Below are 15,730 nucleotides of genomic sequence, written 5' to 3'. Positions count from 1 at the left end.
CTGGCCGCCGCCGGCGTACAGCCCACAGCCATGATGGACATCTCCGATGGACTTTCGTCCGAACTGATGCACATCTGCAGCCAGAGCAAAGTCGGCTGCCGGGTCTACGAGGAACACATCCCCATCGACTATCAGACAGCCGTCATGGCCGAAGAGTTCAATATGAACCTGACCACCTGCGCACTGAACGGCGGAGAGGACTACGAACTGCTGTTTACCGTCCCCATAGCCGACCACGAAAAGGTGTCCGAAATGGAAGGCGTCAAACTGATAGGCCACATTACCAAACCTGAACTGGGTTGTGCACTCATCACCCGCGACGGGCAGGAGTTTGAGTTGAAAGCCCAAGGTTGGAATCCGTTAAAAGACGGCGGCAACACTACGCCTTCGTCCGAAACCGACGTCTAAGCAAAAGGTTTTCCTCCGAAAGTAACATTTATTTGACGTATAATAGACACTGATAATAAGGCACATACCTTTTTATCAGTGTTTTTTCTTTATTTTTCTCTTGCATAGTCCAAAACTTTCACTACCTTTGCAACCGCAAACCTCAAGAGAGATGGTGTCATAGCTCAGTTGGTAGAGCAAAGGACTGAAAATCCTTGTGTCCCCGGTTCGATTCCTGGTGACACCACTTTTACAAAACGAAAAATCACGAAAACCGCTGAAATACAGTTATTTCAGCGGTTTTTTCTTTATGTACTGTCTGCAAATATGCAGTCCGCTGCCCCATTAAATTTGCTGATTCGGTGGCTTTTTTGAATCAAAATCACTACTACAGATACCTATAGGGCAGGTTTATGACAAAATTAGAAAAAGTGATAAAGTCAGGAAAAACCACAGCAACATCCATTACAAAATCCCAATATAAGAGTTATCACAGAAGCACTTGCACCAACAGCCGCAAGAGAGTTTATACCTAAAAATTTACCAATTATTACTGCATCAACTATTGAGTATGCCTGCTGGAGAAGATTGCCCAATAAAAGAAGGACTGTAAAATTAACCAAGATAGCTAATGGAGACCCAGATGTCATATCTCTATTAGTTGCTATTCTCAACATACCAGAATTTATTTACTTAAAAATGATTCCTTTTATTTAGATTTTATTACAATATTAAAACTGAATTCTCAAGCTATATAATAAAATCAGATAGCTTTCAAATACATATCTTCTAAACATTGTATTCCTGATTGTGTTCTAAATATCTTATTTCTTACATTCTCAATCATTTCAGCAGAGAATCCATCCTCGAATATATTAACAAGAAAGTCTGCTTCAACAAGCAACTGATAATCTATTCCACTGATATTTGTATATGTGTGATGATGACCGACTAACCAACAAACCCGTTCTATCTGTTCACATGTATAATTACCTGTTTTTATCAAGAGTTTCTCCGCTTCTGCCGGACCTTCAAGTTCCTGGTGTTTTCCATCACAAACTCCATACTTCTGTTCACATATACGTATGCCAATATCATGAACAATTGCTGCTGTTTCAAGAATAAAAAGAGTTTCTTCGTCCAATTGTTCTTGTCTTCCAAGCAATGAAGCAAAATTATATACTTTGATAAAATGTTGTATTCGTTTAGCATCACCCCGATAGTATTCTATCATAGAGGAAATTAGCTGCAAATGTGTTGTATTCATAATTTCATTCTGTAAAAATAGGATTTACGTCATAATTAATCATCTTACCCATTCTCTCTCCAATTTCTCAAATTGAGGAAATAGAATATTATTTTCAATGAATATATGCTCAAATAAATCCTCTACAAACGTTTCCAGTTCAACCATCATCTGTTCATAATTTATACAAAGATTTTCATCCGGTACTCTAAAACCGTTTGTAATCTTTCTCAAATGCATATAGCGCATCCTTTCATTTTCATGCTCCATTGTCATTACTCTGATAGGATTTGAAATTGTTCCACAATGCATAGTCTCTATATATTCTTCATTATGTGAAGCATCGAACAATTCATACAAATATGGGAATAACACACTCTCTTCTTTCTGAAAATGCGATTCCAAGTCGTGCATTGACAACTTAACCTGATTAAACAATTCATTTAATTCAGGATATTCCATTCCATAATTGTCCTTCACATTCTCAATCATAGAAAGAAGATAAGCCCCTTTTTCCTTTGTATTCCTGTGATGATACTTTATAATATAATCTAAAAGCAAATCTAAAGGCCATAAATAAAATGGTGTTCCCTGATGTGATATATTTTCCAAATCGTGGAGGACTTCATCTATATTAGCGCTATTTTCTCCAGATAAATCTTCCAAACTCATATTTCCATTGCAATAGTCTATCCCATATCTGAAGAAAACAGACGCACTTGCAGAGTTTTCTAAGACAATATCCTTTACTTTCTTACATCTAAGTTCCATAAAATCAATATCTATTTTAAAATATTATGCAATAATCATTTTATATATCAAGATTTCACACTCTAGATAATTAATAACATCAAACAATATATCACCTATTATTTCTGTCTTGAGAGATATTCATTCTATATCTGAGATTTTCTTTCTGTAATTTAGTATAATTCTTGTAGAATGGAAAAACCGGCCCAAAACCTGTCCCGAAAGAAAATTTTGCTCCATAACTTATGGCCTTATGAATAAAATCTTCAGATTTATCTATTGCATCAATAATATTCCATCCTCTTGCTAAATAAGTAGCAATAGATGATGCGAACATATCACCCGTTCCATTCACATTCTTTGTTTTAATTATAGGTTTAATATATTCCCTAAAATCACCATTTTGTGGACAATAAAAATAATCTGCAAGTTTATCTTTATATGGCACAGATTTTATTATCACAGAATTACCCCAAATAGAAAGTTCCTTCAAGTCGTCTAGAATCCCATGTATATTCAATTTTCGCCCGAGTAGAATCTCTGCCTCTCGCATATTAGGTGTAATGATAGTGGCTAGTGGCATCAGTTTCTTTTTATAACAAAAAATAGCTTCATCTTCAAGAAGTTGATCACCCGAGGAACTAACCATAACAGGATCTACCACCAACGGTATACCAGCATAGTTTTTTATCGTCTCAGAGACTTTCAATACCAAATCTTTCGAATACAGCATTCCAGTCTTAATACAGTCAGCCCCGACATCCTCCATAAAAGACTGTATTTGAGACACTACCATATAAACAGGTATTAAACAAACATCCTTTACATGCTCTGTATCTTCATCAACAACACATGTGATAGCCCCTGCAGCGTATCCTCCACATGCAGATATTGCCTTGACATCTGCCTGTATCCCTGCAGAGCCAAGAGGTTCACTACCTGCTATAACAAAAACCCTGTAAGGGACCTTTCCTTCCTTAATCATTCTTACATCCTAATTTATCCAAACAACATACTAACTTATCAATGAAATAATCAACTTCCGACTTTGTAATACATAATGGAGGCAATATTCTCAGAATATTCCTACCAGAATATCCGGTAAAGATATGGTGATTGAACAGAAGCATCTCTCGGATCTTTGACACAGATATGGCAAACTCAACTCCTATCATTAGCCCACGTCCTCTAACATCAGTGATTAATGGCGATTCAATAGAACGCAGTTTGTGTATGAAATAATCTCCCACATTATTTGCATTTTCTATCAGGTTTTCAGTTTTCATGACCTGTATCACCGACAATGCAGCAGCACACCCAAGATGATTACCGCCAAATGTAGTTCCAAGCATTCCCTTACGAGGTTTGAAAACGTCACTTATCAGAACACCTGAAAATGGAAAGCCGTTGGCTATACCTTTGGCTACAGTAATGATATCCGGTTTAATGCCACTCCATTGATGAGCAAAGAACTTTCCTGTACGCCCGTAGCCAGACTGTATTTCATCCATAATTAGAATTGCGCCATATTGTATAGTCAGCTTACGCAATTCTTTAAAAAAATCATCCTCTGGAACTCTTATTCCACCAACCCCAGAAATACCTTCTATTATTACAGCACAAACATCTCCACTACGCAATACACTTTCCACCTCAGCTATATCCATCCCTGAAAAATATACATTATCATTGCAATTAAGAGGAGCTGTGATCAAAGGATTGTCTGTTACCTCTACTGCTGCTGATGTACGACCATGAAAAGAGTTTCTGAATGCTATCACCTTTTTCTTACCGGTATGGAACGAGGCTAGTTTAAGGGCATTCTCATTTGCCTCAGCTCCAGAATTTACAAAAAATGCACTATAATCAGAATACCCGGAGATTTCCCCCAATTCATATGCAAGCTTCTCCTGAAGTTTATTAACTACTGAGTTAGAGTAAAACATCAGATTCTGCATCTGCTCATACATACATTTTACAAGGTACGGATGAGAATGCCCTATTGATATTACAGCATGTCCACCATAAAAATCCAAATATGAATTACCGTTGTCATCGTAAACATAACAACCAGAACCCCTAACAATATTTATAGGGAATATAGAATAAACATCAAACAAATTCATAATCTAATATTTTACTACTCCATCCTTCCATACTTCATTTCATCGCCATTCTTATCGTATTGTTTACGCTTGCCTGTTGGAGGAGACGACAAGGTTACTTTGACTACAGCTGTACGATGAAGGCTTCTTTTAACTGCTTCCTCAAAAGCGTCCATGTGTTTTGGCAGAAAGCGTTGGCTAATTAATCTCAATGCCAAAATCTTTTCTTCATTATCAGTAACAACCTCAGCTTTTCCAAATGCAATAGCCGAACGGTACTGAAGAGTGAAAGTTCCATCTTTAGGACCAACCGTAGGTTGGCATTTTGTAACAGCAGAAAGACATACTTCCGGATTTACTGCTATAGCATCAAGTTTATCACCTTCTGGAGCACAATGAAAATACCAAATATCATCACCATTACTGGCCAAAGATAATGGTACTCCATATGCAGTACCGTCCGGTCTTGTAAAACTAACCGTTATATATGGAGCTTTGCGCATTATTTCCAATGCCCAGTTGCTGTCCATTTCCCTACTTACTTTTCTCATAAAGTTCTAAATATGCTTAAATATTTGCCTAATATTACAGGTAAGAACAACCTCTGTTCTATTACCTAGGTATTAAATATTCTATAACTATACGACAAAATTACCTTAGATGAAAAAAATACGATGTAATAAAAATGACACCATTGATATTTATTAGAGAAAATACCTGATGAAATAATCAATCCAATACATTTTCATTCTTAACCGTATGTTTTATTCAGCGAATATTTCAAATCTAAACTTTTGAAAAGCATATAATATTCATACATGAAACTTCATCTATGAATAAAACACTATGTTCACATAATCCTCAGTAATCTGATAATCAGATTGGATATTAGTCCGGATAAAGTTTCATAATGTCGGCAGAAAATACTAACTTTGTACATTTTCAAAAAGAATAAGATTATGGAGACAATTGAATTTAATGACTATTATAAAGATATATTATTCTCAATACCACTATTCCGTGATTTAAATACTCATATAAAAAAGAGACTCATTCAGGAACTTGATTTTAATTTATTCAAGATTCAAAATAATGAAATAATTGCAGAACAAGGAGAAGCCTGTTCCAGGCTATATATCTTATTAAAAGGAGAATTAGAGGTCAATATTATTGATGCAAATGGCAATGAGGTTCTAATCGAAAATATTGTGGCCCCACGTGCATTTGCAACTCCTCATTTGTTCAAAGAAGACAATAGATTCCCAGCGACATTTAAAACGATTGAAGAATCTATACTTCTGACAGCTACAAAGGATTCTACATTCCGTCTCATCAGTGAATGTCCTGAAATCTTAAGAAGTTTTCTTTGTGTATCAGGGAAATGCAATATATGTACAACAATGCGTTTGGATGTTCTGTCCAGAAAAACAATCAGAGAGCGTATTCTGGTATATCTGTTCAAAAAGCAAACAAAAGATTCTAATATCATTAAGATGCCTCACACTTTAACACAACTGGCTGAATATTTGAATGTTACAAGACCTGCATTATCAACTGAATTCAATAAAATGGAAAAGGAAGGATTAATAAAAAGAATACCTAATGGTAACATAGAATTAAACTTGGCTAAAATTAAAAGGCCCATATAATATCAAGATTAATTTCAATTATAATAGAAGACCTGACAAATAGCTCATTTACTTTTATTTCATGACTATTTGCCAGGTCTTCTATTTTCTACTTACAGTAAATTATATGTAATTTACTCAATTGAGCGTTCTGTTTAATATACATTTTATTATCGAAACTTGAATTCAGAATAATTACCACCAAAACTCATACAGGAATCGTCACTTACAAAAGATTTGTGGGTTTATATTCAGTGATATCCATCCCCAGTCTTGCCAGCTGTTATGGTTACCTCCTTTTACAATATCCATTGTTGAAGTCCCGAACATTACAGAATAGCCTAAAGACAAACTTACATCCTTCATTATCTTCCAGTCCAGCTGATAATCAATTTCAGATCCTAATGAACGTTTCAGGTTTTCCAGTTTTACAGCTGTAGCAAAATAATGATAATTCATCCCCATTGATACAGAAGAAGACACCTTATAACCAACCCCAATCTGAGTATCGGAAAGCCCTGGACTATAACCTCCAATAAAATCAGAAGCATAGAAATAATCCATTGCCCCATAAAACTTATGGTGCGTTCCATACAATGGGTTGAAAGCCTTATATGTTCCGTCAGACTTATCATTTCCACTCAAGTAATCAGTTCCAACATTTACAGACCAGCTTTTATTTATATTATATGAAGCACGTGCACTACCCATAAAAGCTGATACTGAACGTGATGATACATTCTTGCCGAACTGATAATAAAATGCACCGGATAAATTCCATTGGCCGGGAGCATATTTAATGTATGTTCCGAATGTCTGCATATATTGAGTGTCTGATTTTCTTGACTCAGCATCGCCTCCCTCCTGACCAAGATTCATTGCCATAATTGAAAACTGTAAAGGGGTTGAAGCAAAATCATAATGATACCATAAAGTCTGCATATTCTTATACAGCTTTGTCTTGCTGCTATCATAGAATGTTCCTCCTATAACATTCTCGTCATTCTGATTAAATGCAAATATACCATGAAGCTGATGCCCATTTTTTCTATATCCAATTTTCAGAGCATCGTGATAACGTCCGGCTACATTCCAGTCCAACCCTCCGAGAATACGCTCATCGTCATACGAAAGAGCCTGTCTTCCCAACTGCATAAACCAATAATCATTAAATTCAAATGCAGCCCATGCTTCATTCAATATGAAACGGCCGTTCTTATCCACCAAGGCATCCTGTCCCCATACACCTACATGCTGAGCAGAGAATTTCAGAGAAAGGCGTTGACGTTCATATCCCAATGAAAGTCTGGCACGTTCATTTATAAAACCGGACGGCAAATCACTTTCATTACGCGGATACAATGCTCCATTACGGTATTCACCTCTTGTACGAATCTGGGCCGAAACAAAAAATTTGTCTTTTTCGTTATTTTCTTCCTGGGCATAAGAGATTGATACATTTCCTATAAATAAGAATGCTATCAACATAGATAAGTTTCTTCTTCTCATAAATCATAAGGTTTAATCAGTTCATATTATAAGTATGTATACTGCTACCTTGTGCAGACGGCAAATAATTTATTCCCCACCAGCACATCTGCAGAAACACAAACGATAACAGTAAAACATACAAGGATGCTTTCCGTTTATTATGCATTCCTATCCTCATATGTATATATGTGAGATATGAAAACCATGTAACTGCAGCCCATGTTTCTTTTGGGTCCCATGACCAGTAATGTCCCCATGCTTCCTTTGCCCATAATGCTCCGGTCAACATACCTAAAGTCATGAATGACAATCCGACATATACCAGGTTATCACACAAGGCCATTTCTTTGACATCGCCTTGATTTTTCTTTATCCATAAAAGATAAATTCCCATTATGGCCGAAGCCCCAAGCATAGCATAAGCAAACATGTATATAATGACATGAGGAGCAAACCATGGGCTTTGCAACGCAGGCATCAAAGCCTTATTGTGAATTTCAGGTTTAAGAATGTTTACACAAATGAATACTACAGACAGTATAGTACTGAATCCAAGTATCCATTTATACCTCCATCTCATATAGGTAATCAACCCAGCAAATGGCAGGAAAAAAGAATACCACAGACGGGTCTCTCCCATTGTGCGCAAAGGAGGTCTCTCCAATGAATACCACAACAAGCCTATAAATGTTCCAAAGACAAGAAGTCCCATAAAAGTAAATGTACATGCTCGTATTTTGAATTCTTTAAAAGCATTCCATGAACCTATAATCCAGAACAATACAGACGCTATGGCAAAATATATAAACCAGTCCCAACTCATCATATTTCCCTATTTTCTAATTATTTTTCTTTTGGGCAGTGACAAACATACACACAGCACCAAACATCATCATTATAATTCCCACATAAACAGCCGGAAGCCAAGGATCTGAAACCAGTTCAAAAACACTTATATCACTCCAACGCCCTTTGCTTTCATCATAACTCAACTGATATATCTTCCAGCCTTCTATATCTGCCGGTTTGTTTACCTCTATTGTTTCTTCCTGTTTTTTCCCGCTTTCTGTATATATAAGTACATCTGAAGAGAAACGTCGGGGTTCTCTATCCGGCATTACCAGACTGCAATTACTGTCAAGGCGAAGAGCCTGATATGGGAACAGAAAACTTCCACAGCTTACCCAACCACTGGCAGTTCGTTTCCCATCATTGGAAACCGCCTTCACATTTACAGCATAAGTGGCTCCGGTACTTGGCCATTCAACATACCTTATAGTATCTTCTCCTGATACAGATGCAGCCATTTCTATTCTGTCCAATATTTCAACCTTCCACTCTGACAGCTTACCGGAATTTACTCCATCTTCCAGCAAAAGGTGTTCAGGTTTATCGTGCGGTAAAGCCTTTCCTGTAGAATTATCTATCAGCATCAGTTTCGGTGGATATTCGTCTATACTAAAGTTCTTTAGTTCTATAGCTAACGGCAATTCATACAAATTCCCGTTAATATCTGTAGCACGCCATTCAGTCTGTCCAATACGGGTATTCATAGTCAGTCTCTTCATATCAGCACTTCCCAAAGTAGCTGAAACCAAAGCTATAAACAACCCTAAATGATTTAGCAGAAATGGTATTCTGCTAAGACGAAATGAACACAAATGTTTTATGGAAACCAGTCCCACTATTGAAGTCATCCAAATATAAATCAGGATGAAAGGCCAGAAAGAAAGCATACTGTTAAATATGAAAACTTTGTCTGAAGAAACAGAAGACGGCACCTGTTTTATCATCCCCATAAGGAATGTCAGAAATACAACTGCTATCAATGATGGTACAGCTGCATTATACGACATTGCCCAGCGAACAAAATATAGCTTTTTCCTTAAAATATAAAGCATTATCAAGACCACTACATACACTGTTAAAATACATATATTAAGTGGCCAAGCAAAACTGCTCCAATCAACAGCCCCCGTAAATAGATGCAAAATAAGACCTATGGCTATCAATCCGCCACAGGTCATTATTCCTTCTTTTACTCCCCAAGTATTCTTCCACATAAATATCAGATAATGCGTCCGTTAGATTTTGCCTCTTTCAACCAATCTGGCACAGTCTTATTCATAAAACGTTCCTTTGCAGCTTTCTCTGCAGGAATATCCAGTCCAATAAATTTCTGAGCCTTTTCCTTGGTTGATATATCAGGCATAGGTACATTGTCTGTATATCCATGTTTTGCCAATATCTTGGAAATAGACAATCTCGCCTGTAAGGCTCTGTCAAGCCCATGCGACAGAATTCTCTGTATTTCCTGAGGCGCATGGAATGCTGCTCCGTGTGATGCCACTCCAAAGTCCCATCTCCACTGTGCCTCGCGCAGAAGCTTTAGAACAGGTTTCATTTCATTATCCGTAGCTCCCTTGTCCCATGCAAATTTGGCTTCAATATGTGCAGAAGCTAATTCTTCTTCCAGACGGTTTCTTATTTCATTAGCCTTACGCTGACGTTCATAAACATTATTACGCAGAGTTTCCTCACTTTCACGGTGGCAAACCTGACATGTACGGTCTATCATGGCAAGAGGACTCTGGATATGATGGTCACTGAACTTCATACCGCCTTCACTCTTATACGGCATGTGGCAGTCTGCACATGATACTCCTCGCTGTCCATGAATTCCCATCTGGGATATTTCATAATCAGGATGTTGTGCCTTGATAATAGGAGCACGGCTCAAGGCATGTGTATAGTCAGAGAAATTGTTCTCATCATAATATTGTTCTATCGTTTCCACTGTCATACCCTTGTCCCAAGGAAATGTCAGATATTTCCCATCTCCTTTGAAGTAATATTCCACATGACACTGTGCACAGACCAAAGAACGCATTTCCTGCGGTGTTGCCTTTGTTATATCTTTTCCCTGACGTGCAAATGCTTCAATCAAGGCTGGACGGCTTATATGAAGATCCATAGTCTCTGAATCGTGACAGTCTGAACATCCTATAGGATTTACAATCTCCGAGCCAAAAGCAGCCCACTTGTTGTTATAGAATGAATCAACACCTATTTCCTGCATCATACGTGGGACGTCAGGACTCTTGCATGTCCAGCATGTAGAAGGCTGAGGACCGTCATTCTTGCTTTCCGGAGCGCCTGTACGCAATGTTGCCCGTATATCCTCTATTGCGTGCATATGTCCACGCGGTGTAGAATAGTCCTTTGAGAAAGCATAACCAGCCCATAATATGACCATTTCAGGACGCTGTTCGAGAACGTCAACCATTACGTTTCCATTAAACTCACTCTGAAAATCAGTATTGGCTGTTTCTGTCCAGGTCTGATATTCTCTCGGGAAATCACTCTGGAACTTTTCATTCTGAGGTACAATACCCTTCATAGGATTCTTTCTGTTATTAAAAATGCTTACCACTTCAGCTCTGCGTTCAGACAAAGCAGATACAGCAAGTCCCAAACAAAAAACAACGGTCATTGAAACACCAAACAACAACCATCCATGCCAAGATTTAAAATTATTGTTCATATATTATAGTTTTATTTTATTATTTCTTCATTTCCTTAAGCCATTCCGGCACGGGTGATTCCGGTAGTGGCACTATCGCATTGGGAGTGGAAGAAAGACTGTTTTTCCCTCCATGAGGTACCTCCCTATGACAATCCCAACATGCTTTTCCTTTTCCAACTTCCGACATCATATAGTCTATACGTCCTGTTTCCACAAATTCGGTATTAAGTTGCTGGTGGCATCGGATACAGTTATTCATTATAACTTGTGAACTTGCAGGATGTGCCTGTATGACCTGCGGTTCAGAACTTGCCAGAAAAGCAGCAACGTGCTTTATCCCGTCCATTCCCTTAAAAGCCCATTTCTTTACAAAGTTTTCATGAGGAACATGACAATCATTACAAGTGGCGCTCCTTGAATGGGAACTATGCATCCATGTAGCGTAATAAGGGGACATAATATGACAATTCACACAAGCCGACGGCTCATCTGTAAGATAAGTATGCGCTCTTAACATATAAAGGAAGAATAATCCACTCCCTACTATAGTTCCTGTCACAATGGCTGTTATTATTTTCTGCCTTTTAGATAATATCATAAGTGTACATTTTTTGCAAAAAAAAACATTTTAGCGAAATAATCAGTGTAAGAAATATGACGCTTACATTATTTTTTTTAGGTTATCCCTTCCATCAAGGACAAATCCCATCGCCACCTTTCACCACAACCCTCTCAAAATAAATCAGTTACGGTGAAAGGTAACGGAAAAACCGGCAGAAAAGCCATGTAGTTGTCAGGAGTTCGCATGGTGAAGTTTCACCATAAGCTGCTGAAAGTAAGCGGATTGTGGTGAAAGATGGATACGCGGACGACGCGAATGGTGGCGGATGAACGCGGATTTTTAATGATTCTCCAAAATGGGGTGAAACTTTATCTTTCACCATATTCTACTGATTTTCAGTCAGAAATTACCCGGTGAAAGCGTGAAGGCTATTTTCGGCATTCTGTTTTTATATGTGTATATCCGCACTTCAAAGGCATCCGCGTATTCATCTTTCACCACTAAAGTCCTACATGGCGCCTGCAACTACCAACTTTTGCCGCGCAACGTCGGTAATCAGTCGGCGGGATTTGAACAAAATGCCGCCGGGTTTTGCCTGAAAAGTCCACGAGTTTTGTCTGCAAATGCCTCGGGTTTTACTTGCAATTGCCACGGGTTTTGCCAGCAACTCCCACGAGTATTGCTTGCATGGCTCGCGAGCCGTGCAAGTGTCGCTCACGAGCCACACAAGTGTTTCTCACGAGCCGTGCAAGCATCGCTCGCGAGTATACCACACAACTACTGCCGCCGGATTTTTTCCCAGTTAGGAAAAAAATATTGCCCAGTTAGGAAAAAATTATTGCCTAACTGGGAAAAAAATGGAGAAGAATTACCCGATGCGCCGGTTGCGATTCCAGAAACGGGAAGTAATGTCTATCAATTCGTCGGCCGTACCTATCCTGTACAGGCGCTGATTGGTGGTAGGTTGGCGCAACCCTCCCAAATGCCGGATGTAGGGGCCTATCTTGATATAGTCGAAACGGCTTCTGCAAATAGCCGGTGAAAGGATGGTGCGTCCGCTGTACCAGGCCACCTTCAGCTGCGGATAGCGTTGGCGCAGATAGCCCGCCAATCCGTTGACAGCAGCCGGATCGGAATCGCCTCCCATGAAACAGACACAGGTTATGTCCGAAGCATATTTCGCAAGAAACTCATCTAATGCCACAGGAGTCAGAGGTTTGCCGACATCGCCCCACAAGTACGAACTGTGACAACCCGGACAACGGCAAGGACAGTTGGACAGATTGATGGACAGCGTCACTTCATCGGGAATTTCCTGAAACACGATGCCGGCATTGACATACTTAAGCATAACTTATTTATTAACAACAAACTAAAAACTTTCAATCTAACTCGTTGCCGGCCACCGCATAGTAGCGCTGGGCGGCTTCGTGCTGACGGGCCTCGGAGAAATTGCTGACACGCTTCAGATAGCCGATGATGCGCGTCATGTAGTCTACGTTTCTGGAGTGGCAATGGGGACACTCGCGCAGGTAGCGCTTGTCGATGTAGCCACACTCGTTGCAGATTGTATTGGGGATGTTGAAGGTAAAGTAATTGCATCCTTCTTCCGCCGCCACTTTCAGCAACTTCCGGTATTGTGCCTGCGAAAGGTGCTCTTCGAGGTTCATATGCAGAGCCGAACCGCCCGTCAGGTGTTCGATGTAGGGAGCGCCGTGTAACCTGAACTTGTCGATGATGTTCAGCGAATCGTCCTCGACCACGTAGAAATAGCTGTTATAGCAGCTGCGGGGTACGAAATAGCCGTCTTCCAGGTCCCACTTGGCGTGCTTCACACCCACATTTTCGGCCGGAATCATCTCGCAGTTGAACAGGACATTCTTCGTCTGATACTCCTTGTTCTTCTTTTCGACCAGTCCGAGAATGGTCTGCACAAAACGCAGGTAATCGGGATTGTCGCTGATCTTGATTCCCATAAACTCGGCAGCCTCAACCAGACCGTTGACGCCAATCGTCAGGTATTGCCGCCCCATATTGATGTAGCCAGCATCGAACAGGGGCAACATGCCATGTTCGTGCAACGCTTTCAGATTCTCGTTATAAGCCAGCTGCGCCCGGTGGCACAGGTCGATGACATCGGTCAGAAACGTCTTGTAGTCGAGCTGGTGATTGACGGCATACTGCACACAGCGGTTGATATTCACCGTCAGCACACTCTTCGAACCGGTCGATACGCCACCCGCTCCCAAGGTATAGCTGAAACCGTTGTCCTGTATCTCGTTGCGCAAGCGGCAGCAGCTGGACAGTGAGTCGGCACTGCTACTCATATAAGTAAAGAAGGAATGCCCCTCGGCATACATTTCGGCTGTAAAATCGCCCCACTCCTGGTCCAGCACATCGCCGTCCTTGCTCAGCAGAGCCACCGTCTCGACCGGAAAAGTCAGCACCGTCTTGGTACGTTCCCGGTTGAACCACTTCATAAACCGCTTTTGCAGCCAGTTCAGTCCCTCCCAGTCGGGCTTGCTGCCGTCGGGGAAAAAGAAGTCGCCGAACAGGCTTTCGAAATAGTAACGGTCGTAATACGAAATGTTCCAGAAGACAGCCTGATAGTTGCGTGCTCCGGTAGGCTGATTGATGGAATAGACAATCTGTTCGAAGCAATCGGTAATGATTTTATCGACCGTACGCTGCTTCAGCGAAAGGTCCACCACCTTTTCCGGCTCCTTGTAATACTCGCGGCCGTACTCCAGCCCGATGAAATAGTTGAGATACATCAGAAACTCGGGCGTGGCACAAGCTCCGCTCAACATGCTCGAAACCATGAACACCATGTTGACAAAGCCTCCGCAGAACGACTTCAGGTTGGTGGGTGCCGTCGAATTGCCGCCTATCGACTTCGTACCGCCCGTCAGCCAGGGGTACATCGTGATGGAAGCACAATAATTGGCCAGACTCGTCTCGTCATTCTTATATATAAAGTGGTGAGTCAGCAGGTCAAGGTACTGGTCCGCCAGTTCCTTGCCATACATTTTCTTCATGCGGTCGGTCAGCAACCGGCGATTCAGGCGGATGAAGTTCGACTTGGGCAGTTCACCAATCAGCGTGGCGATGTTTTTATGCTCCACATTGGCGTTGGCATCGTACTTCGAACCGGTAGCGGCATTGGTTGCCTCGCAATAGTCGGACAAGAACTTCAGTTCGTCCATCACCTCGCGGTCCTCCGCATGACGCTGCCGGTAGAGCATGAACGACTTTGCCACCCGATAATGTCCCTCGCGCATCAGGGCTTCCTCCACTAAGTTCTGGATTTCTTCCACCTTGATGCCGTCGTACAGGTCGAGCCGGCTGATGATTTTCGAAACATTACTCAGGCTGACAGGCTCGTTCACCGAACGGAATGCCTTGATAATGGCATTCATTATCTTGTCGAGCGAGAAGCGGTCGGCCGATCCGTCCCGCTTCACAATTGTAAAGTCACTGGTTTCCATCACTGTTTTCATTGTTTTTCCTGTTTTGTCCGGCCAATAAACCACTGTTCGCACACAATATGGCTTCCCGAAGGCTACAGCCGGCATTTTGCGGACACACCTCTTCCTCAGGTATGCCTTTCCCACAAAAAGTTTAATTACTGAATATTTTCGCACCGCTTTTCTATCCCACGAGTAAAAACGGCCTTTGATGAAAATGGCAGGTCTTCTGACTGACTCCCGCTCCGACACCTTCCCAGTTCAGTTGACCAGTGGCAAGAGTAATTGTCGGAACGTTGAATGGAGCTTCACAGCAGCGGGACTGTTCGGGACTTTCACCCGATTCCCTTTTAATTCACGAAGATGAATATCCGCATGAAACCAATTCGCGGCAAATATAGCAGAAAAAACAAAAAGGCAGAGAAAGAAACCGGAAGTTTTTTCAGCCGAAAGATGGGAAACAAGGCGAAAGATACCGCCAAATGGGTAATTATTCCCCAACATTGTAGCACAGATTCTACAATATCCCCACTTCCAGTCAGCCAACCGTCTGCCCGATTTTTGCAGC

Annotated in this window: 14 protein-coding genes, 1 tRNA gene, 1 pseudogene and 1 riboswitch; of the genes and pseudogenes, 3 read left to right on the top strand and 13 right to left on the bottom strand. The window is 40.7% G+C overall.

The genetic code is table 11. The features are described 5' to 3' along the window. Positions 1 to 408 (top strand): AIR synthase-related protein (locus tag QVP67_RS13325; protein ID WP_288180208.1); only part of this gene is annotated, 408 nt, incomplete at its 5' end. Between the two features lie 153 nt (positions 409 to 561). Further along, positions 562 to 634: transfer RNA gene (locus tag QVP67_RS13320), tRNA-Phe, on the top strand. 199 nt (positions 635 to 833) lie between these two features. Here QVP67_RS13320 and QVP67_RS13315 read toward each other — a convergent pair. The 6 genes and pseudogenes from QVP67_RS13315 to QVP67_RS13290 form a co-directional block, all read right to left on the bottom strand. After that, positions 834 to 1,055, bottom strand: a pseudogene (locus QVP67_RS13315) (MATE family efflux transporter); the annotation flags it as partial. 95 nt (positions 1,056 to 1,150) lie between these two features. Next, positions 1,151 to 1,654, bottom strand: a complete 504-nt coding sequence (locus QVP67_RS13310; RefSeq protein WP_288180207.1) for an HD domain-containing protein — start codon at positions 1,652 to 1,654, stop codon at positions 1,151 to 1,153. A gap of 39 nt (positions 1,655 to 1,693) precedes the next feature. Then, entirely contained in the window at positions 1,694 to 2,404 is a 711-nt protein-coding gene (locus QVP67_RS13305) for a DUF542 domain-containing protein (protein WP_022164058.1), read from the bottom strand. A gap of 91 nt (positions 2,405 to 2,495) precedes the next feature. Continuing rightward, complete coding sequence (gene thiD / locus QVP67_RS13300) at positions 2,496 to 3,368, bottom strand: bifunctional hydroxymethylpyrimidine kinase/phosphomethylpyrimidine kinase (RefSeq protein WP_022164057.1); 873 nt, start codon at positions 3,366 to 3,368, stop codon at positions 2,496 to 2,498. Continuing rightward, complete coding sequence (locus tag QVP67_RS13295; RefSeq protein ID WP_022164056.1) at positions 3,361 to 4,509, bottom strand: aspartate aminotransferase family protein; 1,149 nt, start codon at positions 4,507 to 4,509, stop codon at positions 3,361 to 3,363. The genes thiD and QVP67_RS13295 overlap by 8 nt, the downstream gene beginning before the upstream one ends. 14 nt (positions 4,510 to 4,523) lie before the next feature. Beyond that, positions 4,524 to 5,039 carry a pyridoxamine 5'-phosphate oxidase family protein gene (locus tag QVP67_RS13290; protein WP_072542227.1) on the bottom strand — a complete coding sequence of 172 codons (516 nt, stop codon included), beginning with the start codon at positions 5,037 to 5,039 and terminating at the stop codon, positions 4,524 to 4,526. A 408-nt stretch (positions 5,040 to 5,447) separates the two neighbouring features. Here QVP67_RS13290 and QVP67_RS13285 point away from each other — a divergent pair, with 408 nt between their 5' ends. Continuing rightward, positions 5,448 to 6,137, top strand: a complete 690-nt coding sequence (locus tag QVP67_RS13285; protein WP_022164054.1) for a Crp/Fnr family transcriptional regulator — start codon at positions 5,448 to 5,450, stop codon at positions 6,135 to 6,137. Between the two features lie 201 nt (positions 6,138 to 6,338). Here QVP67_RS13285 and QVP67_RS13280 read toward each other — a convergent pair whose 3' ends face one another. The 7 genes from QVP67_RS13280 to nrdD form a co-directional block, all read right to left on the bottom strand. Further along, positions 6,339 to 7,625 (bottom strand): alginate export family protein, encoded by a 1,287-nt coding sequence (locus QVP67_RS13280; protein WP_022164053.1) that lies wholly within the window; start codon positions 7,623 to 7,625, stop codon positions 6,339 to 6,341. Between the two features lie 16 nt (positions 7,626 to 7,641). After that, positions 7,642 to 8,430 (bottom strand): cytochrome c biogenesis protein, encoded by a 789-nt coding sequence (locus QVP67_RS13275; RefSeq protein WP_022164052.1) that lies wholly within the window; start codon positions 8,428 to 8,430, stop codon positions 7,642 to 7,644. Between the two features lie 16 nt (positions 8,431 to 8,446). Next, on the bottom strand, positions 8,447 to 9,670 hold the full coding sequence (locus QVP67_RS13270) for a cytochrome c biogenesis protein ResB (protein WP_288180206.1): 1,224 nt from the start codon (positions 9,668 to 9,670) through the stop codon (positions 8,447 to 8,449). A 5-nt stretch (positions 9,671 to 9,675) separates the two neighbouring features. Next, positions 9,676 to 11,151 (bottom strand): ammonia-forming cytochrome c nitrite reductase, encoded by a 1,476-nt coding sequence (nrfA, locus tag QVP67_RS13265; protein WP_022164050.1) that lies wholly within the window; start codon positions 11,149 to 11,151, stop codon positions 9,676 to 9,678. Positions 11,152 to 11,170: 19 nt separating this feature from the next. Then, positions 11,171 to 11,731 (bottom strand): cytochrome c nitrite reductase small subunit, encoded by a 561-nt coding sequence (gene nrfH / locus QVP67_RS13260; RefSeq protein ID WP_022164049.1) that lies wholly within the window; start codon positions 11,729 to 11,731, stop codon positions 11,171 to 11,173. Positions 11,732 to 12,563: 832 nt separating this feature from the next. Continuing rightward, a complete protein-coding gene (gene nrdG, locus QVP67_RS13255) occupies positions 12,564 to 13,046 on the bottom strand; it encodes an anaerobic ribonucleoside-triphosphate reductase activating protein (protein WP_022164047.1) in 483 nt (160 codons plus the stop codon). A 31-nt stretch (positions 13,047 to 13,077) separates the two neighbouring features. Continuing rightward, positions 13,078 to 15,183, bottom strand: a complete 2,106-nt coding sequence (gene nrdD / locus QVP67_RS13250; RefSeq protein ID WP_288180211.1) for an anaerobic ribonucleoside-triphosphate reductase — start codon at positions 15,181 to 15,183, stop codon at positions 13,078 to 13,080. Between the two features lie 181 nt (positions 15,184 to 15,364). Beyond that, positions 15,365 to 15,563, bottom strand: a riboswitch (cobalamin riboswitch). Between the last annotated feature and the right edge of the window lie 167 nt (positions 15,564 to 15,730).

Source organism: Bacteroides sp. CAG:633 (assembly GCF_000435115.1).
GTDB classification, from domain to species: domain Bacteria; phylum Bacteroidota; class Bacteroidia; order Bacteroidales; family Bacteroidaceae; genus Bacteroides; species Bacteroides ndongoniae.
This window is presented reverse-complemented; position numbering and strand designations above follow the sequence as displayed.